A 21,658-nucleotide genomic window follows, 5' to 3' on the forward strand; every position below is an offset into this window, starting at 1 on the left:
ACTACGGAAAAAACTCAAATTCGTCTCGTTGGTTTCTATTCTTCGATCTCTCGGCTGATCGGAGGTTGGTAAGTGTTGTTGACTATCCAAAGGTCATGGAGGAAAATTTAGTGAAGTACTGAGGCTGAGTATTATTCCTGCGGCGCCTCGTCATTCCAGGCCGTCATGAATTATTATGGAAAAAATTCCCTTGAGTGCGACATCCGGTCGATGCTGAACACCACCCCCTCCCATGGGACATTACCCTGGGACATGGTCCGGGTCGCACAACAACAGGGATTTGATGCCGAGTGGAAAGAGAATTGTACCCTGAATGACCTTGCATCGGCTCTCAGCCAGGGCACCCCGGTCATCATTGACGGGCAGCGGTTTATGGATCCGAACAGCACCTGGGAGAACACCTGGTCTGCCGGGCATTACATGGTTGTCATCGGCATGGATGACCGGTATGTGTACCTGGAAGACCCGTTCCTCCTGGGATCCCGGCTCCGTATGACCCGCGAAGAGTTTGTTGCCAGCTGGCATGATTATGAAGCGGACATCCCGCTGCCACCCGATGCAAAGAAGTATTACCATCTGGGCGTCTTCATCCGCGGAACGCCGCCATCAGAGCGGCCGGTATTTGTCGGCCCTTCGGAGATACCTGCCTTCGTGCTGCCTGTTCCGACGAAGTAGTTATCCCATTTTTTTGCCATTTTTGATCAGACCGCGATAAAACGGGACATCGAACGAATCTGCAGACACCCTTTTGAGACAACCGTATTATGCCGTGAAAACCTTCCCCATAAGATCTATTCCAGGGAACTTGTCGAGATGATTTTTATTCAGCCCTACAGTAAAATCTCGTTCGTTGTTGATGCGGGTATTGCAAAACGACAGACTGCGGCTGAATATCTTCAGCAGCTTGAGGGAATCGGTGTACTGGAATCCCGTAAAGTCGGGCGTGAGAAAATCTACCTCCATCCCGCTCTCCTGAAATTGCTTTCAGAGTCTTAAGGATATGTCGAAATTTTTAAGTTTTTTCGACACGTTTCGAGGATGTGTCGATTAGTTCGACAGGTCCAGGAGTTTTTGGTTTCTCGAACGGACAATTTGGGAATTTTTTATACTTCGGGTGAGAACTCCGGTTCATGTGAGTTTCAAAAGCGCCCGGAAATTCATAAATACACACCAAGAAGGGTGTATTATTTTAAAAAAATCAGACAAGAAGTTTTCCCGAGAAGACGTGGACCGCGTGGCCTTTGAGGATGACGCGGTCGCCCGAACAGGTCACGCGGACCGATCCGCCCCGGGCCGAACACTGGAACCCGGTCATCTCCGTTTTGTTGAGTTTTGCTCCCCAGTAGGGTGCAAGGCAGCAGTGGGACGAGCCGGTGACCGGGTCTTCCGGAACTCCCACGGACGGTGCAAAGAACCGGGAGACGAAATCGAAGTGCGGGAGATCGGAGGCCGCCGTGACGATGATCCCCCGGGCACGGATGGCAGAGAGGGCAGCCATATCGGGTTCGAGACTACAGACATCATCCGCGAGGGGCAGTTCCACGATGATATCGAACCGGTTCCGGCCGTAATACAACGGCTCGACCCCGAGCGCCGGGCCAAGGCCGGGCACCGGCATGGACGTGGCGGGAGGTTCTGCCGGAAAGTCCATGCTGATCCAGTCATCTTCCTGCCGGACAGTCAGCTTGCCAGAGAGCGTCTCAAACACAATCGCCTTGTCCCGGGAAACGCGGCCGGTCTCCCAGAGCACAAACGCGGCCGCAAGCGTGGCATGGCCGCAGAGCTCCAGTTCCTTTGCGGGCGTAAACCACTTCAGGTTCCAGTTCTCACCTTCAGGAAACAGGAACGCGGTCTCCGAGTGCGCGAGCTCGGCCGCCACCTGCTGCATCCATGCAGCATCGGCAGGGCCATCAGGAATGCAGACGCCCGCCGTGTTCCCGCGGAACGGCGAACTCGTGAAGGCGTCGACGAGGTGCAGTTCTGCTTGCATGGATGAGTGATTGTGTGCCGGGGGAAATAAAGGATCGGAAGGGGCAGGTTTTTCGGGGACGGATCGATGGGTCCGGTCTTGCAGGTATTCGGAAATCTATTAGGGGTCTTATGCAAATACCGTGATTGTGACAGTACCAGCATTCTTCCGATTCAGGGGGTCTGAAATACTTATCCCGGGGCTGGTGTCCGGGATCACGATATGGGCGGTGGTTATCGGGGGATCCAATTGCCTCACCGTACTGGGAACAGAGGGCTGGAGAGCGACCCTGTTTTTGTTTACCATGTTGTCAGTCGTACCGGTCCTGCTGATAGCAACGGGCGCGGCTGCAGAAAAAATGCATTCCTGTAATCCCCATGCCCGGTGGAAGCCGGTAATTCCCTATCTTGCCGGGTTCCTTGGAATGTGTTGTGCCGGACTCATAACCGGGTTCGAATCTGGCATGAACCAGTATCTCCCCCAGTTCCCTTCCGGACTTACCCCCCGCCTGCTGTTTGCCCTGGATAGGGCACTTGAATATCTGACCTTCGCGGCAATACTGGGCATATTCTTCGCGCTGTTCGCTCTTGCCGGGGGTTATTATATATACCGTATCCGTGCGAGACGTGAAGAGGATACCGGATAACGTGAGAGGTGGCACGCGATGTTTGAAAAGATTAACACGAACACGATCATCATCCCAGGCATGCTCTTCGGGATCCTGTACCCGGTCATCTTCTTTGTGACCATGACGTATCTTGAACCAACACTCCCGTCAGGATTGAAGGGGGGCTTCCTGTCTCTTACCATGGTGTTCCTTATCGCGCCGGCCCTGTTGGTGATCGCCGGGGCTCTTTCAGAGATACTCCACCAGCGGGAACCCCGATCCGGCCGGGTACTGCCCGATCCCTATTGTGCCGGCTTCCTCGGGGTATTTGTGGCATGCAACCTGATCATGGCGGTATTCTCCGCGAACCAGTATGTCCCGTACCTGGAACCCGGTCTCATGCCCCGGCTGGCATTTGTGACGGGATATGCCATTTTTATTTTTCCCGTCGTAATGTTGGTGAGCGCAGTATTTGCCGGCTTATCTCTTGCCGGGAGCTGGCTTATGCACCGGAGATCAGAAGTGGCTGAAAAAACCAGCACGATAAAAGAGCAGATATGAGAAAACGTGGGGTTGGTGAGATTTGAACTCACGATCGACGGGTCTCTCCGACATGCATCAGTGCTCCAACGGGTCATCATCTTGAATTCAGTAGACCCATTGTTCATCATCTGCGAGCACAAAGAACGCAAAGACCGCTGGAGCCCGTCGCCATACCGGGCTAGGCCACAACCCCATTACACCAACAGGGACGGTATTCCCATGCTGACTCAATAAAATCGCGCTGTATAAACTTAAGAGTTTTGTTCTTTCATACAAAGCCGGATGGTGGTGCACCACGGTCCGGGCAAATCATCACGCATATAATACCTCATGTCCCAGTACTATTGCAATGGTTGAGGGCAGTTACATATGCGGGACATCAGGAGTTCCGCTGCTGGGAATGACCATCAGCGAGATGGTCGATAGCATAGCAGCAAAATACCCGGACACCGAGGCCATCGTGTCCGTGCACCAGAATATCCGGTATACCTACCGGGAATTCGCCGAGCAGGTAAACCTGGTAGCCTGCGCCCTGATGGGCCTTGGCGTAGAGCGGGGCGACCGGGTCGGCATCTGGGCCATGAACCATGCCGAGTGGGTGGTAGTCCAGTTCGCGACCTCGAAGATCGGCGCCATCATGGTGAACATCAACCCGGCGTACCGCACGTACGAGCTCGAGTACGTGCTCAAGCAGGCCGAGATCTCGACCCTGATCGTGCAGGGCCGGTTCAAGACCTCGGACTACGTGGGGATGTTCTACGAGGCATGCCCCGAGGCATACGAATGCAAACCCGGGAAGATCTCCAGCGAGAAGTTCCCGTTCCTCAAGAACGCGGTCTTCATGGGCGACATCCCGTATAATGGCATGTACACGTGGGGTGACTTCCTGAAGAAGGCGGATACGATGTCGATGGACGATATCCGGGAGCGGGGGGAAGGGCTCTCGTTCGATGACCCCATCAACATCCAGTACACAAGCGGCACCACCGGGTTCCCCAAGGGCGTTGTCCTCACCCACCATTCCGTCCTCAACAACGGGTTCATCATCGGAGAAGGCATGGGATTTTCCGAGAAGGACCGGCTCTGTATTCCCGTCCCGTTTTACCACTGCTTCGGCATGGTCCTCTCCAACCTTGCCTGCGTCACCCACGGCACGACCATGGTGCTGCCCGCCCCGACCTTCGATGCCGAATCGGTCCTCAAGACCATCGAGAAGGAACGGTGCACCGCAGTGCATGGCGTCCCGACCATGTTCATTGCCGAGCTCACGCACCCGAACTTTGCAAAATACGACCTGAGAACCCTCCGCACCGGCATCATGGCCGGCTCTCCCTGCCCGATCGAAGTGATGAAGGAAGTCAACACCAAGATGCACATGAGCGAGATCGTGATCGTGTACGGCCAGACCGAGACGAGCCCCGGTGTCACGATGACGACCACGAAAGACCCGGTAGAACGCCGTGTCACCACGATCGGGCGGGCGTTCCCGCACACCGAACTCAAGATCATCGACCCCAAGACCGGCAAGATCGTCCCGCACGGGGAGATCGGCGAGATCTGCGCACGCGGCTACTGCGTCATGAAATGCTATTACAACAATCCCTCGGCAACCCATGCAACGCTCGACAAGGATCACTGGAACCATACAGGCGACCTCGGCACGATGGACGAGGAAGGTTACTTCAAGATTGTCGGCCGGTTAAAGGACATGGTGATCCGGGGCGGGGAGAATATCTACCCGCGCGAGATCGAGGAGTTCCTGCACCACCATGAGAAGATTGCCGATGTGTACGTTGTCGGGGTCCCGGACGTGAAGTACGGCGAGGAACTCTGTGCATGGGTGAAGACAAAGCCCGGCCAGACCATGACCGAGCAGGACGTGAAGGATTTCTGCAAGGGGAAGATTGCCCACTACAAGATCCCGCGGTATGTGATGTTTGTAAACGATTTCCCGATCAATATCTCCGGCAAGATCATGAAGTTCAAGATGCGGGAAGAGTCGATCAAGGTGCTCGGCCTCCAGGAAGCCGACAAGGTCCTGACCGCATAATCCCCCCATTATCCTCCCTTTTTTTGGTACAACCGGCCATGCCGGATCCTGGAGTCCATGGTTATCCTCACCTCCGGTCCAGGGGAAAAGGCTTTGTGAAGATACGGCTACACCATGCAGTACATGAAGAACAATCCGTTGGTGAAAGCCGGGGGTGTACTTGTCCTGGTACTTGTCATAGCGGCACTTGCCGGATGCGTATCGTCATCTCCGGAGACGGTGGCACCAGGTACTCAGATCACCGAATCTGACACCGTAACAGCAAGCGATTGCTTCTTCCGCGTCAATGATTCCGCACACAGCGGGAATACAGGATCGTCCCGGGAGATCACCATAACCGGGTATGTCAGCAACACCTGCACCCGGCCCATGGAGAACCTGATTGTCCGCGGGACATTCTATGACCGGAACGGGAAGGCGTTTGTTTCTTCCGAGGGATCTGTGGGTCATGTCGGGTACCATGAGATTGTCCCGTTCAACCTCTCGGTCAGCACCGGGTACCCGGATCTCTACACCTACGAGCTGGAGCCGGTGATCAGGGAGCGGAGGGCATTCTTCTGAAATGATACTCTGCAGGGATACCGGTGGGAAATGGGGGGCGCCTGCCGCCGGTCCGGCCCGGGACAGATAAAACAGGTTCCGGAAAAAACACAATACGGATACAGGTGTCACCGCACGCGGTAACAGGAATAGTCCATCTGCACCTGTATCTTCTCCCGGGCATCCTTCCCGGCAATCTTCTCGCAGAGGTAAAGACCAAGGTCAATGGCTGAAGTCACACCCCCGGCCGTGATGATATTTCCTTCGTCAACGATCCGATCTGTCGACACTTCACCTGCGAAGTGTTTCAGCACGCCCGTCAGATTGGGATGCGTAGTCGCCCTCTTTCCACGCAGCAGGCCGGCAGCACCGAGCAGCAGCGAACCCCCGCAGACCGCTGCAACGGTCGATTTCCCGTATGCAGCGGAGATCCAGTGCAGGAACTCCGTATCCTTCATCAGTCCTTTGATCCCGTCGCCACCCGGGATGATCACGTAATCATAGGATGAGAGGTCATTTCCCACCAGGTCTGCGATCAGTTCAACCCCTTCTGAAGACCGGACCCGTTCGGTACGGGCGCAGACATCGTACGCAAGGTCATCCATAAAACCCATTGTTTTCAGCCGGGTGAGGGGGTCGTAAACACCGGCAAAATCCAGCAGCGTCAGGTTGTCGTAAATCACAAAGGCGATCTTCATGGCTTGTCCTTCCATCACCAATGAGAGGGGGCCGGTTGCATCCGGCCCCCTCCGCAGGATCTGTTCAGTACCTGTTGACCTGCTTCACTCATTGAATTTTTTATACAACCGGTTTGCGGCGAACTGGAAGATCAGGATAAAGACGCAGATCATCGCGATATCGACAACGGGATGAAAGTGGGTTTCCGCGCTGAACGCCGCGTGGATCAGGTCGTTTCCGTACGTGAGCGGGGAGAGGTACGTGACAAACCGGACCGCATCGGGAATCTGGGAGAGGGGGATGAACACCCCGGAGATGAAGATCAACGGGAGCCTCACAAGATTCAGCATGGACATGATATCGCCCGGGCTTTCCGTGGGATATGCGGCAAAGAGCGTACCCATGGTTGCAAAACAGAACGACGTGAGGATAATACCCACGATAAGAGGGGCGATGTTCGTGATCGGCGTGGGGAAAAGGATAAGCCCGACAACGAGCGGGACAACGGCAATCCCCAGACTGTAGATGAACCCGGAGAGGCTCTCGCCAAGGACAACCGCGTGGAGCGAGATGGGGGCCGAGAGGAGCCGGTCGAACGTCTTCATCCGCCGTTCGATGGGGATGGAGACGGGCTCGATAGAGGACGCTGAGAAGAGGATCGTGATCGCGATAAGCCCCGGGATCATCACGGAAGATTCCGCAGGCCTCCCGACTGCAAAGGCAAGGAACATGAAGAGGGGGAAGAGCATGCCGGAGACGATGATATTCGGTTTGATGTAGTAGATGAGCATGTCCTTTTTCGCGATCGCCCATGCTGCGGTCAGTTCGCTCACGAGCTCCCCGCAGCAGCCCGCCAGGTCAGTCAACGGTCTTCACCCCCTTTGTCCGGATATCGAGACCGGTCAACCGGATGAAGACATCCTCCAGGCTTGGGCCCAATGTGTTGACGCTGATGACCCTCCCTTTCCGCTGTGCGGCAAAGGCCATGACACCCTCGATAACAGCCGACGGGTCCTCGGTGATGAGCCGGAACTTATCGCCTTGCTTTATGACTTCGGTGACCCCGGGGATCTGTTCCAGGTCTTCCGGTTCCGGTGGCGCGGGAAGATCGAACGCGGCTTCCACGGACTGGACGCTCTGGATCGTCTTTTTCAGCCGTTCGGGAGAATCAATTGCCGCGATGCGCCCGTGGTTGATGATCGCCACCCGGTCGCAGGCAAGGTTCGCTTCCTCGATATTATGGGTCGTGAGAAAGACCGTGACATCCTTCTCGTTGAGGTCGCGGATCACGTCCCGGATGATCAGGTTGCTCTGCACATCGAGGCCCGAAGTCGGTTCGTCCAGGAAGAGGAGACGGGGGTCGTTGATGAGGCCCATGGCAAGCGTGAGCCGGCGCTTCATACCTTTCGAGAACCCGTTCGTCTTGTCATCCTTCCGTTCCGTAAGCCCGAAGAGGTCGAGGAGTTCAGATCCCCGCTTCTCGCGCTCCGTTCTCCCGACATGATACATCTCGGCCGTGAACATCAGGTTCTGCCATGCGGTAAGGTCGGTGTAGATATTCGAGGTCTCGTGCACGATCCCCATCTGCCTGCGGGCGGCGATAGTCTCCTGCACGATGTCGTTGCCGAAGATCCGGGCAGTCCCTTCCGTGGGTGCAGAAATCCCCGTGAGAATGCGGATCGTGGTTGTTTTCCCGGCACCGTTCGGGCCGAGGAACCCGAAGGTCTCCCCGACGTTCACAGAAAAATCCACATGCGTGAGAGCCTGGATATCACCAAACCGCTTCGAGAGCGAGAGGGCTTCAATGGCGTACATGAACGATCCACCTGTACTTTTGAGTTCTCTGTATCCCGGGGATCTATTTATGTATCTGTATCCTACCGATCACGAAAATGAAAAAAGAGAAACGGGATTGAGGTTATTGCATTGATACCTAGAACACGCCAAACCACGCGACATAGGATGTCGCGACCATGATGATCAAAAGCACGATCAGGATCTTGTACCCGCACGTTGGGCAAATCCCAAAGAAAGAGGGGTGCTCATCGTGGATGTAGGAGGTTTTACAAACCCTGCAGGTTTTTCCGGTATTGTTTGCCGGGCCCTTGCCGGATTCCTGGTGATTGTGATGTTCAAACGATTCGTGGTGCGTCATATCCCGCATCTTCGTTGCAAAGAGGTAAAAACGTGTCGGGTTATGCCGGGAATTCAATACAGGTATCAGGTACCACCTTTTTTCTGCAGGTCATGGATCAGGCCGGCAACCCGGTCCCTTGCTTCGGCAGTGGCTTTGGTGTCCCGTTCAACCGCAATCGTGACGATATCGCCTTCCCTGCATTCAGGGGGAAGGAGGGATACGGGGAGGTGGAATCGCAGGGGTTCATCCGTGCGAAGGATAAGAACCGCGATCCCCTCCTCAATGCGATCGATGGTGGCCTTCATGCGGGTATATCCTCTCCTTCTTCGTCAATGATTTTACCCGTACCGTCACGGAGAATGGCAACATCCCCGCTGTTTCCCCAGACCGGTGTGGATTGCCCCATGTAGAGCGCCGTGTCGTTCATGGTGCCGCTGCCGGTGAAGACCGTCACGGAGGTCGAAGGAATGAGGACCACTGCGGGAAAGGTGTACGGGTGCGAGCCGGTCTTGTCGGAGAGCGTCCAGCCGGCAATGAGCACGGAGCCGCTTCCCCTGTTCGTGATCCGGACCCATTCACCGTTCAGGTTCTCCCGGTCATCGCCCGGTGCATTGAACTGCGTGGCGCTGATGACAATTGACGATGCATTGCCTATCTGGACCGGGGGCAGGGTGACCGGGATCGTGACATTGGTGAGGGAGATATTGGAGAGGTCGGGCACCAGGCCGGTGGCATTCAGGGTGATCGCGGGCAGGGGAATCGCTGTTCCGGAATTCGTCACGGTGACTTTTGGGGAGGGCGTAGTTGCATAGACCGCCGCGTTCCAGAAACCTGAATCTCCTTTTTCCGTTGTTACCGAGAAGGTGCTCCCGTCGCTCACCACGCGGACCGTCCCGTCCCTGTCCGTACGGAATACCTTCGAACCCACGGTTGCGAGCCGTTCGAGCGTGGCCGTGTGCGGGTGGGCGTAGTCATTGTCCTTCCCGAGCGAGATGACCGCGACATCCGGGTTCACCCTTGCAAGGAACGCTGCCGAGCTCGAACCGGAACTCCCGTGGTGGCCGACCTTGAGCACCCGGGCATCCAGGGGATAACCGGTCTTTGTCATCACCTCTTCGGCGGCAGCCGTAGCATCGCCGGCATACAGCAGGTTCATGGTGCCGTACGAGATCCGCAGGACGATGCTGTTGGTGTTGATATCGTCCCCTATCCGCTCTTTGGGTGGAGAGAGAACGAGGATCCCGAGGGCCGGGTCGATGTCAATGTTCTGTCCTGATTCTGCCACAATGTAGGGGATATTCTTCTCGTCCACCGTTTCGAGGAAATGCTCGTACAGCGAAGAGGTCGAGGGCATCCCGGTATCGAGCACCTTCCCTACGGGAAAGGCAACGAGAACCTTCTGCATCCCGCCGATATGGTCTGAATGAGGGTGGGTTGCAACGAGGAGGTCGATCTTCGTGACGCCGAGTTTTTTCAGGTCGCTGACAACCGTGTCTCCCCGGTCTGTTTCACCGGCATCGATCAGGATTACCTTGTCCCTGAAGAGGATGACCGATGAATCCCCCTGCCCGACATCCAGGAAATACGCGTGGAGGTCACCGGTGGTATTCTGGTTCAGCAGTGCACCGGGCTGCGGACTGGTACACCCCGCAGAAACGAGGACGAGTACCAGGAGTACCGCGATGACGGTACTGACCCGGGCTGAAGAACGGGAGAGGGGTCGCATTGCTGCCTCTGGTTGCATCAGGCTGACTTTGCCCGGTCCACGAGCTTGAATGCAGCCTCGGTCGCCTCGTTCAGCACTTCGGCCTCGTCCGGGATGCCGCGGTCGAGCATCAGGATCCTGCCATTGCAGATGGTGGTCTCCACGGAATAGCCGTTGCAGGCATACACCAGGTTCGAGGTCGCGTTGTGGATCGGGACATTGCAGGCATCCCGGTTGCTGACAAGGATGATATCGGCCGGGGTGCCGGCCGCGAGCCGCCCGGTCGGGAGGCCGAGCGCCTTTGCCCCGTTCGCCGTTGCCATGGCAAGGGCCTCCGGTGCCGGCAGGATCGTGGGATTGTTCCAGTAGAACTTCTGGAGGAGGGCGGCGACCTTCATCTCCTCGAACATGTCGAGGTTATTGTTCGAGGAGCAGCCATCCGTCCCGAGACTGACGTTTGCCCCCGCAGCCTTGAGCCAGGGGTAGGGCATGGCCCGGTTGGTGGCGAGTTTCATGTTGCTCACCGGGTTGTGGGCAGCCGAGACGCCACGCTTCCCGAGCAGTTGGCACTCCGCCTCGTCCAGCCAGCAGCAGTGGGCTGCAACCGTCTGCGGCGTAAGGATGCCGCACTCATCGACATGGGCGGCCGGGCGCCTGCCGTACTGCGCAACGCAGTCATTGACTTCCTTCTCGGTCTCGGAGAGGTGGATATGAATCCCGCACTTCTGCGCTTGTGCATATTCAGCGCACCACTTCAGCCCTTCGGGCGAGCACGTGTAGGGCGAGTGGGGGCCGACCGCAAATTTGATCCGTGGGTTGGCGAGAGTGCGGATGTGAGCTGCCAGCTGCTCGGTGGCCTTGCATTCGGCCTCGCGCTTCTCCGCGTTCGCGAGATCGATGAACCCGTACGAGAGCGTGGCCCGGATACCGGCCTGGTCCACGGCCTTGGCTGCCTGGTCCATGATGAAGTACATGTCATTGAACGCAGTCGTGCCGGACCGGATCATCTCGTTGCACGCGAGCCGTGTCCCCCAGTACACGTCTTTTGGGGTCAGGTGGGCTTCGAGCGGCCAGATTTTCTGCGAGAGCCAGTCCTGCAGGATCATGTCATCGGCATACCCCCGCAGAAGGCTCATGGCCGCGTGGGTGTGGGTGTTGACCAGGCCTGGCAGGGCGAGCGCCCCGTTCCCGTCGATAAGAAAATCCGCCTCGCCTTTCCATTCCTTCCGCTCGTTCTCGCCGATACTGGCGATCATGCCCTTCTCGTCAATAGAAATATCGACCGTGCGGCCGTCTACAACAACATTGCTGATCAGCAGGGAGTGGTTCCCGCGGAAAAGCGCATTCATCTCGTAATCAGACATAGTCCTCTCTCCGTCAACTCATGTACTTGATGATATCTGCTACAATCTTCTCGTTCCGGTCCCGGTGCTCCCGTGCAATCTCAAGCATGTGCTCGTACGTCAGCACTTCGTTCCCCAGGCCGTTTGCATAGTTCTCGATGGTGCAGAGCGCAGCAAAGTCCATCTTAAGTTCGCAGGCAAGGGTTGCTTCGGATGCCACCGTCATACCCACAACATCGGCGAACCCTGCAAGCGCCTTCACCTCAGCGATCGTCTCGATCCGGGGCCCCCGGGTCTGGACATATACCCCGCCGAACCGTGCCGACGGGATCCGCTCCGCGAGTTTTTTCACCAGCCGGTCCGAGAGTTCGGGGCGGACATGCTCGATAGCATGGTCGTGGATGGAGGGTATATCGGACATGCTGACATAGTCCGTGGGGATGAGCAGCGAGCCGGGCGCAATATCCTGCCTGAGCGAGCCCGATGACCCGAACGCGACAATATCCGTGACTCCGGCAATGGCCATGGCCGCAAGGTTCGCCCGGTAATTGATCCGGTGCGGTGGCCGGTTGAGCTGGTGGCGCATCAGCATCACGAGGTTGTCGCCGCAGAGCAGTTCTGCGGTGCCAAACGGCGTTGCAATCTCCTGCTTTGCAAGGTCCGGCAGCGTGGAGAAGAGGAGGCTGGTGCCGCCGATAATTCCCAGCATCAGCATCCCCCGGCGGCTCGGGCGATTTCCGGCATATCTCTGACCTGCATCATCCAAATCCCTTCGCTGGAGAAATGTTGGCGAGTGAATACTAATACCTAGCGCCGTTTTCCCCGTGTTTTGCAGCGAGCCGGGCCCGGGGGATCCGGCCCGCAGGGTGAACAAACAATTCTTTAACCATGGACAACTTACTAGATAGGAGCGGGCCGGTAGATCAGTGGTAGATCGCTTCCTTGGCATGGAAGAGGCCGCGGGTTCAATTCCCGCCCGGTCCATCTCCGCTTCAGCAGGACTGTTTTTTGAACACGGGATCGATACGCTCCCCCGACAGGTTGCCGGAAAATTTCCTGATAATCATGCCAGTTGTATCTGCACGGTTTCGGTGATCCCCCGGGACACTGGCCTGCAGGACTCTTGCGTACCGACGGCGGACTGTTTCACAATGCTTATGAGACCTGAATTTAAATAGACGATTCCTGAGTGGCTACGACGTTGACAACAGGAAAGGGATCCCGGGAACATGGCGATATACCAGATAGCCCCCGTCAGGAGAAACCGGATGTTCTCCCTGACAAGAGCAGCAGGTTCGCCGGCAGCAGGATCCTTGTTGTCGAGGACAGCCGTACCCAGGCAGAGTATCTCCGCTATATCCTTGAGACCGGGGGCTACAGCGTTGTCATGGCAACCCATGGCCGGGAAGCGCTCGACCTAATCCAGAGCGATCTCCCGGCCATGGTGCTCACGGACATTGTCATGCCGGAGATGGACGGATACGATCTCTGCCGGGAGATGAAAGCAAATCCCCGCACCTCCGGGATCCCCGTGATCCTCGTCACCCAGCTCTATGACCCGGCGGATGTGATCAAAGGGCTGGAAGCCGGGGCTGACAATTTCATTGTCAAGCCGTATGATGCAGGGCACATCTATTCATGCATCGCAACCATGCTGGAGGCAGCCAGCCTGAACAAGTTCCCACATCATCCCCCTGTTGAGTTTATCTTCGGCCACCAGCAGCACCGGATCACCTCCGACCCTTCCCGCATCCTCAATATCCTCCTCTCCACCTATGAGTATGCCCTGCGGAAGAACACCGAACTGCAGGAAACACAGGAACAGATGAGCCTGCTCAACGAGGAACTCTCGACAACGGTTGCGGATCTCAAGACCGCGAACGCGAACCTCTCCTTGGAGAATGCCGAACGGAAACGGGTCGAGAAGGCGCTTGCCGATGCAAACCGGAAACTCAACCTGATGACGAGCATCACCCGCCACGACATCAACAACCAGATCACCGCTCTCCAGTTGTATATCGACTTCGCGGAATCGGAGAGCGTGAACCCGGCCGTTCTTGAACATCTCCGGAAAGCGAAGTTTGCCACGGAGACCATCCAGAGACAGATTGTCTTCACCAAACAGTACGAGGATATCGGGATACAGGTCCCCCGGTGGCAGGACATCAGGAAGATCGTGGATGTGCTCAGGCCCATCATCAGGGCTGCGGGGATCCAGCTTGAGACAAAAAACCTGGCCACCGAAGTGTATGCCGATCCGCTCCTCGCAAAGGTCTTCGAGAACCTGGTCGATAACTCCATCCGTCACGGCAGGCAGGTCAGGAAGATCTGCATCACCATGGCCAAAAATGCGGAGGGGGCGATGACCGTCGGGTACCTGGATGACGGGGAGGGTGTTTCAGCGGAGGACAAGGACCGGATCTTCTTAAAGGGGTTCGGGAAGAATACCGGGCTTGGCCTGTTCCTGAGCCGGGAGATCCTTGGCATCACCAGCATTACCATCTGGGAGAAGGGCACCCCGGGCAAAGGGGCATACTTTGAGATCACCGTGCCTCCTGACGGCTTCCGGCCGGTCCAGGAATAGTGTGCCGGGGGTCTCATAGTACAGGCGGGTTAATAGGCCCGGGCAGAATTCCGGTCAGGTATCTCCCGCAATCCTGTGTTTATTCTCTCTTCCTGTCCCCGGGTACCATACACACTTTTTTATGTTCACGGGGTAAGGATAAGTCTGAAGATTATGCGTATCCGTGACCTGATCCTGCCGGAAGACAAGGTCTTCTTCACGCTGTTTTTTGAGATGACGGAGAAGATCGCCGAGGCATCGACCACGCTCAACGAGATCACCCACGAACTGCCCGGGGGAACCGAGAAAGCCCACAAGATACGGCAGATCGAACATATGGGAGACGAAATCACCCGGAAGATCTTCGAACGGCTCGACGAGTCGCTCATCACCCCGCTCGAACCCGATGAGATCGCCCGGCTTGCGCCGGCGTTTGACGATGTCCTCGATAAAATCGACTGGGTCACCCACCAGTTATGCAATTACGGGATCCCGGCAACCAACGATGTGCTCAAGGAATACTCGTACCTCATCCTGCTCACCAGTGCCGAGATCAGCCATGCGGTGAACAGCCTTGCCACGCTGAAGAATCCCGAGGAGGTCAAGACCCATACCCGCGAGATCAGCAGGCTGTACAATCTCTCCACGGAACTCCTCTCACGCGCCGTCCTTGAACTCTTCAAGACGCAGGATCTCCTCCTGATCATCAAGCTCAAGGATATTTACGAGGGGCTGGCGAAAGTGATGGAGAAGTGCAATGATGTGGGGCACACCCTGCACGACATCGCGATGGCCCACGTATGACCGGTATGGAGCCCCTAGTTCTCTTCGGCATCATCCTCGCCATGGGCCTGAGTTTTGTCAACGGGCTGAATGATGCCTCCCACTCCATCGCCACCGTTGTTGCGACCAAAGCCCTCTCGCCATTCAAGGCCGTTCTCTCTACTGCGATCTGCAATATGGCAGGGCCGTTCATCTTCACGACCGCCGTTGCTGCCACGATCGGGACTGCCATCGTGAACCAGGACGGCCTCACCCCGCTCTCCATTGTTGTTGCAACGGGTGCCGCCATTCTCCTCGTATTTGTCGCAACCCGGGCGGGCATCCCCCTCTCCAGCAGCAACGCGCTGGTAGGGGGACTGATCGGCGCCGGTATCGCGGTCATGGGACCTGCTGCCATAATTCTCCCTTCACTCACAACCGTTGAACAGGTCATCTTCTACGGCCTGATCGGAGGGACTATCGGGGGAGCCGGACTGGGACTCTTCACCGCATCATGCAAAGAAGATGTCCGGCTCGGTATCCTGCTCGGGGCCATCTGCGGCGCCACCCTGATCATTCCCATCCTGATGCTGGCAGGTATGTTAAAACTCTCCGGCCTGCTCGCGATCGTGCTCTTCATCTTCATCTCCCCCATCATCGGGACCGTGGGTGCCTTTTCCTTCGATCTCCTCATCACCCACCTCTTCCGGCATTCCCGCCGGAACCGGGTGAACCGGGTTGCCCGGCCCCTGCATATCCTCGCATGCCTGATCCAGGCAACCGCCCATGGTGCAAACGACGGCCAGCTCGCAGTCGGGGTGATCACGGCACTGCTCCTCTCATCCGGAATCCTCCTGACATTCGATGTCCCGCTGTGGGTGATCCTTGCCTGTGCCATAACCATCGGCCTGGGCACCTGTTTCGGCGGGTGGCAGGTCGTGGACAAGATGGCAAAGGGGATCACGAAGATCCGTCCTTACCAGGGGTTCTGTGCCGCTACCGTGAGCAGCACGCTCCTGGTTGCCGTTACGGTGGCCGGGATCCCGGTCTCGTCAACCCACGCGATCAACGGGACGATCATCGGAGTCGGGGCAACACGGGGCAAAAACGCGGTACAGTGGCGGGTTGTCCGTGAGATGATGACCGCGTGGATCATCACGATCCCGCTTGCCATTGCGGTGGCATGGGCCGGGTACTCCGTGGTCTCGCTTGCCATGGCTGCATTCTGAGGCCCGCAGGGTTTCGCTATATTTTTAAGATTCACCGCCGATTACCACTGGGTTTGTGTTTGTTATGGGCTTGCGGGAATTGCTGATACCTCAGGACAAAGTTTTTTTTGATCTGTTTGAAAAACAGGCAGGAATTGTGAAGGAGGCTGCGTGGCAGCTGGTCGCCCTCACTGAAGATTTTTCCAATGTCAAGGAGAAACGCCACGCAATCGAGAAACTCGAACACAAGGGCGACCTCCTTACCCACGATATCTACCACCAGCTGAATACAACGTTCATTACACCGCTGGATCCGGAAGAGATCTCCCGGCTTGCTTCAACCATGGACGATGTACTGGACTATATTGACGGTGCAACCGAGAAGATGCTCTATTATGGCATCGACTCTGCCGATTCACATATGGTGGAACTCGCCAAGCTGATCCACATGTCCACGATCGAGGTCGAGAGCGCGGTCAAGGGCATCCGGTCGATCAAGGATCCGCGCTACATAGATGAACGCTGCATCGAGGTGAACCGGCTGGAGAACCTTGCCGATGACGTGCTCGCCCAGGCCGTCACCGACCTCTTCAAGACCAACGATGCCATCATGATCATCAAGTTCAAGGACATCTACGAGCATCTCGAGACCGCAACCGACCGGTGCGAAGATGTGGCAAACGTGCTCTCGGATATCGCGATTCGGCATTCATGATACCGGGAATAGTTAAGAGGCTGGCATGATCGAAGCAACATGGGAACTGATCGTCATCATCATCGGCATAGCGCTGGTCTTTGATTTTACCAACGGGTTCCATGACTCGGCCAACTCGATCTCAACGGTGGTATCAACGAAGGTCCTCTCCCCCCGCAATGCTGTTTTTTTCGCTGCTTTCTTCAACTTCGTTGCTGCATTCGGATTCGGCGTTGCCGTTGCGGCCACGGTCAGTAAGATCATTCACCTCGACTTCGTTGAAACCGCTGTGGTTCCCTATATCATCCTTTGTGCTCTGATCGGTGCAATTACCTGGAACCTGATCACGTGGTTCATCGGCCTCCCCACGTCGTCCTCTCATGCATTAATCGGCGGTCTTGTTGGTGCCGGTATCGCGGCAGCGGGACTTGCCGCAATCAAGATAGAGACTGTCCTGCTCGTTGTGACCTTTATGTTCGCTTCACCGGTTATCGGCCTGATCGCCGGATTCTTTTTCATGGTTGTGGTCCTCTGGGCTACACGAAAAGCCAACAAGCAGTCTGCTGAACATTATTTCAAGAGGCTCCAGCTCTGTTCGGCAGCAGCCTACAGTTTCAGCCACGGAACCAACGATGCCCAGAAGACGATGGGGATCATCCTTCCCCTCCTCTTCTCGATCGGGTATTTCGGTGCATCCGTGGATCCCAACAACCTGCCGGTGCCGATGTGGGTGATCATTGCCTCCTATACCGCGATTGCACTCGGCACCCTCTCCGGAGGCTGGAGGATTGTCAAGACCATGGGGTACAATATCACAAAACTCCGCCCGGTCCACGGATTTGCTGCGGAGACTGCTGGTGCGGCAACAATTCTCGGGGCATCGGTTGCCGGGATCCCGGTCAGCACCACCCATATAATCTGCACATCCATCATGGGCGTAGGGTCGACCATGGGCGCCAGTGCAGTAAAATGGGGGGTGGCACGAAGGATCATGTCGGCATGGGTCCTCACGATACCCATCAGCGCCTTCATCGGGTTTGTTGCATTCACCGTGATCCGGGTATTCATCGGGTACTGATCCATACATGGACAGGGTTTTTCAGCAGACCCTGATTGAAATTTTTCTGCCGGACCATACCTGAAAAATTTTCATCAACCCATCGTACCCTGCCTGAAATCCGCGAGCAGATCAACCAGACCTTGCCTGATTTTTTTTGAGCAGACCCTGCATGAAAAATTTTCAGCAGACTCTGCTGTGAAAAAGGTAACCAGGTTTGCATGAACCGGAATCTCAAAACCAAGGTTCCGACGTGAAAAAAACCGGGATTTCAACCAGACCCTGATTAAAATTTTCAGAGCAGACCTTGCTTGAAAAATGTAGAGCAGACTCTGCCTGAAATTTTTTTGCCGGACCTTGCATAAAAAATTTTCATCAACCCCTCGTACCCTGCCTGAAATCCGCGAGCAGATCAACCGGACCCTGCATGAAATTTTTTAGAGCAGGGTCTGGTTATGAAAAAAGATCCGGTCGAACCCATACAAACAGAATCTGCAGGATATATCCGGTCAGATCCGTAACCCTGCCGGCAACAGAGCGACACCATGCCCGGATGTACGAAAACCTATTCTTCCTATCAGGATTTTTCATTCCGGAAATACCGGCATTCCCCGCTGATCACACAATCAGCACACAAGGGCTTCTTCGCATCGCAGGTCGCCCGCCCATGGGCGATGAGGACATCCGTGAGATCCCCCCAGAGATCCCGGGGAAAGATCTTCATGAGATCGCGTTCGATCACCTCGACATTGTCGGTATCAGAAAACCCAATCCTCTGCGCGAGCCGGCGGACATGCGTGTCCACTGCGATCCCCTCGTTCCTGCCCAGCGCGTGATACATGACGATGTTTGCCGTCTTCCGTCCCACACCCGGGATTGTCAGGAGTTCGTCCATCGTCTCCGGAACATTCCCGTCAAACTCCGCGAGCAGGGTCCCGGATGCAGCGATGAGGTTCCTCGCTTTCGCATGGTAGAAGCCGAGGCTGTGGATGATGGGTTCCAGTTCCGCGATCTGTGCCTTCGCGAGTTTCACGGGAGTGGGATACTTCGCAAAGAGCGATTTTTTTACTTTCAGGACGGCTTTGTCCGTTGTCTGGGCGGACAGGATCGTGAGGATGAGCACTTCAAACGGCGTGCCCCGGGCAACCGACTCCGGGCGCTCGCGGGCATCAGGATACCGGTTCAGAAGAGCGGCATAGATCCGTGCGGCATCCTGTTTTTTCATGGTCCAATGGGGTAGGGCGGATTCGAACCGCCGTCAAAGCGTCCCAAACGCTCTAGGATGGACCAGGCTACCCTACTACCCCGCGGTATCATAGTTGGGGCGGGGGAATAAAAAAGGGTGGTGGTGGAAGAGGGAGATTACTCATACCGGCAGCGGTTTCTTCTTCTCATCTGATACAACCGTGCCCCGGAATTTTCCAAGAAGGATCGCATCCGAAAGGTTCCCTGGCACGCTCCCGTCAAGGACCACAAGGGGGATGCCGCTCCGCTCCACGATCCGGGCGGCAACAATGTCGAGCACGTTGTTGGAGCCGGCGCCGAGCGCGGTTCCGCCAACGATCTCCAGCAGTTTTTCGGGTGTCAGGGTATCAAACCGCTTTGCTTTCGGATTCTTCTTCGGATCTTCGGTATAGATCCCGTCAACGGAGGTTGTATTGATGAAAACCGATGCGCCCACGCGCTCGGCAAGGACTGCCGAAACGGCATCGGTGGTCTGGCCCGGGGTGATGCCGCCCATCACCACGATCTTGCCGGACTCCCCGAACATGAGTGCCTCCGCGTGGCTCGTGGCTACCGAGGGATACGCGGCTTCTCCCAGCGCCGCGATCAGCAGGGTCGCGTTCAGCCGGGTGATCAGGATGCCAACCTCGTCCGCGGTGCCCTCATCACTCCCCACATCCCGGAGGATGTCGATATAACTCCGGGCCATGCCTCCGCCGCCAACGACAACATAGAGATGGTGCTTCTGTGCGATCTTCTTCAGTACGGGGACATATTCTTTTATCCGGTGCTCGTCCAGCTTCGGGATCAGGATGGAGCCGCCCAGCGAGATGACAACCTTCTTCATTGCACTAGTTTTTGTACCGGGTGCTCATATAGAGTTGTTGACCATGTTCTACTGCCCGGTCTGTAAAAGCCAGGATATCTTCCCGGTTGCGGGGGGATATATCGGCCAGGTCTATCTCTGCAAGAAGTGCAAATACCGTGGATCGTTCGTTCTTGAGATCGACGACCCCGCAGCACTGGAAGAAGCGGATCGGGACGCAAAGAAAAATCCCCGCTGATCCGGGGTGGAGTCCCCCATGCACGAGGCCCGCCAATATCGGAAGACAGAGAATAACGCGGCAACCTGTTCCCTCTGTAACCACCGGTGCGTGATCAAAGAGGGAAAGCACGGGATCTGCGGGGTCCGGATCAATGAGAACGGGATCCTGTACGCAGGGACATACGGGAAGATCAGCGCAGAGGCGGTCGACCCGATCGAGAAGAAGCCGCTCTTTCACTACCTGCCCGGCACAACCTCCTATTCGCTCGGGAGTGTGGGGTGCAACTTCCATTGCAGACACTGCCAGAACTGGCACATCTCCCGGGCTGATCGAGAGACCGCACACCTGCGGTCCCTTTCACCAGAGGAGGGCGTGAGCCGGGCAATTGGCAGCGGATCCGCCAGCATCGCGTGGACCTACAATGAGCCGACCATCTGGCACGAGTACACGCTCGACATGGGCACGCTTGCCCGGGCGCGGGGGCTCGGCACCGTGTACGTGACAAATGGGTACATTACAGAAGAGGCTCTCCGCGAACTTGCTCCGATGCTGGGCGCGTACCGGGTTGATCTCAAGGCATTCACGGACGATTTTTACAAAAAGATCTGCGGTGCCCGGCTCCAGCCGGTCCTCGACTCTGCCATGCTTGCCCGCGAACTGGGCATGCATATCGAGACCGTGACACTCGTCATTCCCGGCCTGAACGACACCATGGAAGAGCAGGAAGCGCTGATCCGCTGGGTGATCGATCATCTCGGTCCCGATACCCCGATGCACTTCTCGGCATTCCACCCGGATTACCAGATGACCGACCGGGGGGGGACACCGATCGCCACCCTCGAGAAGATCTACGAGCGGGCAAAGGCACTCGGGCTCCGGCATCCCTATCTCGGCAATGTATACCACCACCGGTACGAGAATACGTACTGCCCGGCATGCGGTGCCACCCTGATCGAGCGGGAGGGCTTCTCCAGCCGGCTTGTCGGGCTGGACGGGACGCAGTGTCGGAAGTGCGGTGAGACAATCGGGATCGCTACCCATGCCTGATGATTCGGGTGATGAAACACGGTTCATCGCTGATCGCATGCTCGGTACCCTGACACGTTACCTGAGATTCATGGGGTACGATACCACGAGCGCGAACCGGCTCGCGGAGGGGAACACCAAGGAGGACACCCTCCTCCTCGACATGGCCTCACAGGAGAATCGTATCCTCCTGACCCGGGATGCAGAACTCGCCCGTCGCGGAAAAGAACGTGCGGTCTTTGTCCGGCCCGGGAACGTGATGGATCAGGTACAACAGCTGATCGATGCCGGCCTTATCGAGCGGCGGTTGACCCTGAGCCGGTGCTCGCTCTGCAACACGCTACTCCGGGATGCCAGTCACGGGGAGATCAGCGGGGCGGACTATGCACCCCGGGATCGTGACGGGTTCTCGTTCTTCTGGTGCGAGCACTGTAAGAAACTCTACTGGAACGGGTCGCATGGCAGGCAACTGGAGGAAAGACTGGGGAAAATTCTGAAGTGATCCA

General features: G+C 56.7%; 24 protein-coding genes, 3 tRNA genes and 1 pseudogene. 15 read left to right on the forward strand and 13 right to left on the reverse strand.

Translation table 11 applies throughout. The annotated features are described in order from the left end of the window. Positions 1-138: 138 nt before the first annotated feature. Together LUQ43_RS11530 and LUQ43_RS11535 are read left to right on the forward strand one after the other, a co-directional pair. Positions 139-675: pseudogene (locus LUQ43_RS11530) on the forward strand (C39 family peptidase); the annotation flags it as partial. Between the two features lie 57 nt (positions 676-732). After that, a complete protein-coding gene (locus tag LUQ43_RS11535; RefSeq protein ID WP_363318518.1) occupies positions 733-996 on the forward strand; it encodes a hypothetical protein in 264 nt (87 codons plus the stop codon). A 202-nt stretch (positions 997-1,198) separates the two neighbouring features. On the opposite strand, the gene LUQ43_RS11540 is transcribed toward LUQ43_RS11535, so the two are convergent. Further along, positions 1,199-1,990: a PhzF family phenazine biosynthesis protein gene (locus LUQ43_RS11540; protein WP_299967823.1), complete on the reverse strand. Its 792-nt coding sequence runs from the start codon at positions 1,988-1,990 to the stop codon at positions 1,199-1,201. Positions 1,991-2,273: 283 nt separating this feature from the next. Between LUQ43_RS11540 and LUQ43_RS11545 the strand changes: the two genes are divergently transcribed. Beyond that, on the forward strand, positions 2,274-2,615 hold the full coding sequence (locus tag LUQ43_RS11545; protein ID WP_299967826.1) for a hypothetical protein: 342 nt from the start codon (positions 2,274-2,276) through the stop codon (positions 2,613-2,615). An 18-nt stretch (positions 2,616-2,633) separates the two neighbouring features. Continuing rightward, positions 2,634-3,137: a hypothetical protein gene (locus LUQ43_RS11550; RefSeq protein WP_299967828.1), complete on the forward strand. Its 504-nt coding sequence runs from the start codon at positions 2,634-2,636 to the stop codon at positions 3,135-3,137. Between the two features lie 7 nt (positions 3,138-3,144). Here the strand turns inward: LUQ43_RS11550 and LUQ43_RS11555 are convergent. Further along, positions 3,145-3,312, reverse strand: a tRNA-Trp gene (locus LUQ43_RS11555). A 156-nt stretch (positions 3,313-3,468) separates the two neighbouring features. Here LUQ43_RS11555 and LUQ43_RS11560 point away from each other — a divergent pair. Both LUQ43_RS11560 and LUQ43_RS11565 read left to right on the forward strand, forming a co-directional pair. Next, positions 3,469-5,169, forward strand: coding sequence for an AMP-binding protein (locus tag LUQ43_RS11560; protein ID WP_299967831.1), 1,701 nt, complete (start codon positions 3,469-3,471; stop codon positions 5,167-5,169). Between the two features lie 114 nt (positions 5,170-5,283). Beyond that, positions 5,284-5,730: an FxLYD domain-containing protein gene (locus tag LUQ43_RS11565; protein ID WP_299967834.1), complete on the forward strand. Its 447-nt coding sequence runs from the start codon at positions 5,284-5,286 to the stop codon at positions 5,728-5,730. Positions 5,731-5,837: 107 nt separating this feature from the next. Here LUQ43_RS11565 and LUQ43_RS11570 read toward each other — a convergent pair whose 3' ends face one another. The 8 genes from LUQ43_RS11570 to LUQ43_RS11605 all read right to left on the reverse strand — a co-directional run bounded on the left by LUQ43_RS11570 (position 5,838) and on the right by LUQ43_RS11605 (position 12,281). Beyond that, the gene (locus LUQ43_RS11570) at positions 5,838-6,407 is read right to left on the reverse strand and encodes a DJ-1/PfpI family protein (protein ID WP_299967836.1); all 570 of its coding nucleotides are present in this window, start codon (positions 6,405-6,407) and stop codon (positions 5,838-5,840) included. A gap of 84 nt (positions 6,408-6,491) precedes the next feature. Further along, complete coding sequence (locus LUQ43_RS11575; RefSeq protein ID WP_299967839.1) at positions 6,492-7,253, reverse strand: ABC transporter permease; 762 nt, start codon at positions 7,251-7,253, stop codon at positions 6,492-6,494. Next, the gene (locus LUQ43_RS11580; RefSeq protein ID WP_299967841.1) at positions 7,246-8,202 is read right to left on the reverse strand and encodes an ATP-binding cassette domain-containing protein; all 957 of its coding nucleotides are present in this window, start codon (positions 8,200-8,202) and stop codon (positions 7,246-7,248) included. Before LUQ43_RS11580 ends, LUQ43_RS11575 begins: the two co-directional genes overlap by 8 nt. A gap of 118 nt (positions 8,203-8,320) precedes the next feature. Continuing rightward, positions 8,321-8,542 carry a hypothetical protein gene (locus LUQ43_RS11585; protein ID WP_299967843.1) on the reverse strand — a complete coding sequence of 74 codons (222 nt, stop codon included), beginning with the start codon at positions 8,540-8,542 and terminating at the stop codon, positions 8,321-8,323. A gap of 65 nt (positions 8,543-8,607) precedes the next feature. After that, the gene (locus LUQ43_RS11590; RefSeq protein ID WP_299967845.1) at positions 8,608-8,829 is read right to left on the reverse strand and encodes a DUF3006 domain-containing protein; all 222 of its coding nucleotides are present in this window, start codon (positions 8,827-8,829) and stop codon (positions 8,608-8,610) included. Further along, the gene (locus LUQ43_RS11595) at positions 8,826-10,268 is read right to left on the reverse strand and encodes an MBL fold metallo-hydrolase (RefSeq protein WP_299967847.1); all 1,443 of its coding nucleotides are present in this window, start codon (positions 10,266-10,268) and stop codon (positions 8,826-8,828) included. The genes LUQ43_RS11590 and LUQ43_RS11595 overlap by 4 nt, the downstream gene beginning before the upstream one ends. Continuing rightward, positions 10,268-11,593, reverse strand: a complete 1,326-nt coding sequence (locus LUQ43_RS11600; RefSeq protein ID WP_299967849.1) for an amidohydrolase family protein — start codon at positions 11,591-11,593, stop codon at positions 10,268-10,270. Before LUQ43_RS11600 ends, LUQ43_RS11595 begins: the two co-directional genes overlap by 1 nt. Before the next feature lie 13 nt (positions 11,594-11,606). Further along, entirely contained in the window at positions 11,607-12,281 is a 675-nt protein-coding gene (locus LUQ43_RS11605; RefSeq protein WP_299967852.1) for an MTAP family purine nucleoside phosphorylase, read from the reverse strand. A gap of 203 nt (positions 12,282-12,484) precedes the next feature. Between LUQ43_RS11605 and LUQ43_RS11610 the strand changes: the two genes are divergently transcribed. From LUQ43_RS11610 to LUQ43_RS11635, 6 genes are all read left to right on the forward strand, one after another. Further along, positions 12,485-12,556 (forward strand) — tRNA-Ala (locus tag LUQ43_RS11610). 217 nt (positions 12,557-12,773) lie between these two features. After that, entirely contained in the window at positions 12,774-14,156 is a 1,383-nt protein-coding gene (locus tag LUQ43_RS11615; protein WP_299967854.1) for a hybrid sensor histidine kinase/response regulator, read from the forward strand. Between the two features lie 153 nt (positions 14,157-14,309). Beyond that, positions 14,310-14,939 carry a DUF47 family protein gene (locus LUQ43_RS11620; RefSeq protein ID WP_299967856.1) on the forward strand — a complete coding sequence of 210 codons (630 nt, stop codon included), beginning with the start codon at positions 14,310-14,312 and terminating at the stop codon, positions 14,937-14,939. A 5-nt stretch (positions 14,940-14,944) separates the two neighbouring features. Then, positions 14,945-16,126, forward strand: a complete 1,182-nt coding sequence (locus tag LUQ43_RS11625) for an inorganic phosphate transporter (RefSeq protein ID WP_299967860.1) — start codon at positions 14,945-14,947, stop codon at positions 16,124-16,126. A gap of 64 nt (positions 16,127-16,190) precedes the next feature. Then, positions 16,191-16,820: a DUF47 family protein gene (locus LUQ43_RS11630; RefSeq protein WP_299967934.1), complete on the forward strand. Its 630-nt coding sequence runs from the start codon at positions 16,191-16,193 to the stop codon at positions 16,818-16,820. A gap of 25 nt (positions 16,821-16,845) precedes the next feature. After that, the gene (locus LUQ43_RS11635) at positions 16,846-17,877 is read left to right on the forward strand and encodes an inorganic phosphate transporter (RefSeq protein WP_299967862.1); all 1,032 of its coding nucleotides are present in this window, start codon (positions 16,846-16,848) and stop codon (positions 17,875-17,877) included. Positions 17,878-18,433: 556 nt separating this feature from the next. Here the strand turns inward: LUQ43_RS11635 and nth are convergent. The 3 genes from nth to pyrH all read right to left on the reverse strand — a co-directional run bounded on the left by nth (position 18,434) and on the right by pyrH (position 19,927). Continuing rightward, positions 18,434-19,081, reverse strand: coding sequence for an endonuclease III (nth, locus tag LUQ43_RS11640; RefSeq protein WP_299967864.1), 648 nt, complete (start codon positions 19,079-19,081; stop codon positions 18,434-18,436). Between the two features lie 7 nt (positions 19,082-19,088). Next, positions 19,089-19,163, reverse strand: a tRNA-Pro gene (locus LUQ43_RS11645). A gap of 59 nt (positions 19,164-19,222) precedes the next feature. Further along, positions 19,223-19,927, reverse strand: coding sequence for a UMP kinase (gene pyrH, locus LUQ43_RS11650; RefSeq protein ID WP_299967866.1), 705 nt, complete (start codon positions 19,925-19,927; stop codon positions 19,223-19,225). Between the two features lie 43 nt (positions 19,928-19,970). On the opposite strand from pyrH, the gene LUQ43_RS11655 reads away from it, so the two are divergent. Genes LUQ43_RS11655 through LUQ43_RS11665 form a run of 3 tightly spaced genes read left to right on the forward strand, consistent with a single transcriptional unit; the run spans position 19,971 to position 21,654 of the window. Continuing rightward, positions 19,971-20,144: a hypothetical protein gene (locus LUQ43_RS11655; protein ID WP_299967868.1), complete on the forward strand. Its 174-nt coding sequence runs from the start codon at positions 19,971-19,973 to the stop codon at positions 20,142-20,144. A gap of 18 nt (positions 20,145-20,162) precedes the next feature. Next, the gene (amrS, locus tag LUQ43_RS11660) at positions 20,163-21,173 is read left to right on the forward strand and encodes an AmmeMemoRadiSam system radical SAM enzyme (RefSeq protein ID WP_299967870.1); all 1,011 of its coding nucleotides are present in this window, start codon (positions 20,163-20,165) and stop codon (positions 21,171-21,173) included. Further along, entirely contained in the window at positions 21,166-21,654 is a 489-nt protein-coding gene (locus LUQ43_RS11665; RefSeq protein WP_299967872.1) for a Mut7-C RNAse domain-containing protein, read from the forward strand. The genes amrS and LUQ43_RS11665 overlap by 8 nt, the downstream gene beginning before the upstream one ends. Positions 21,655-21,658 lie beyond the last annotated feature (4 nt).

The sequence above is a fragment of the Methanoregula sp. genome, from assembly GCF_028679125.1.
In the GTDB taxonomy this organism is placed as follows: Archaea; Halobacteriota; Methanomicrobia; order Methanomicrobiales; family Methanospirillaceae; genus Methanoregula.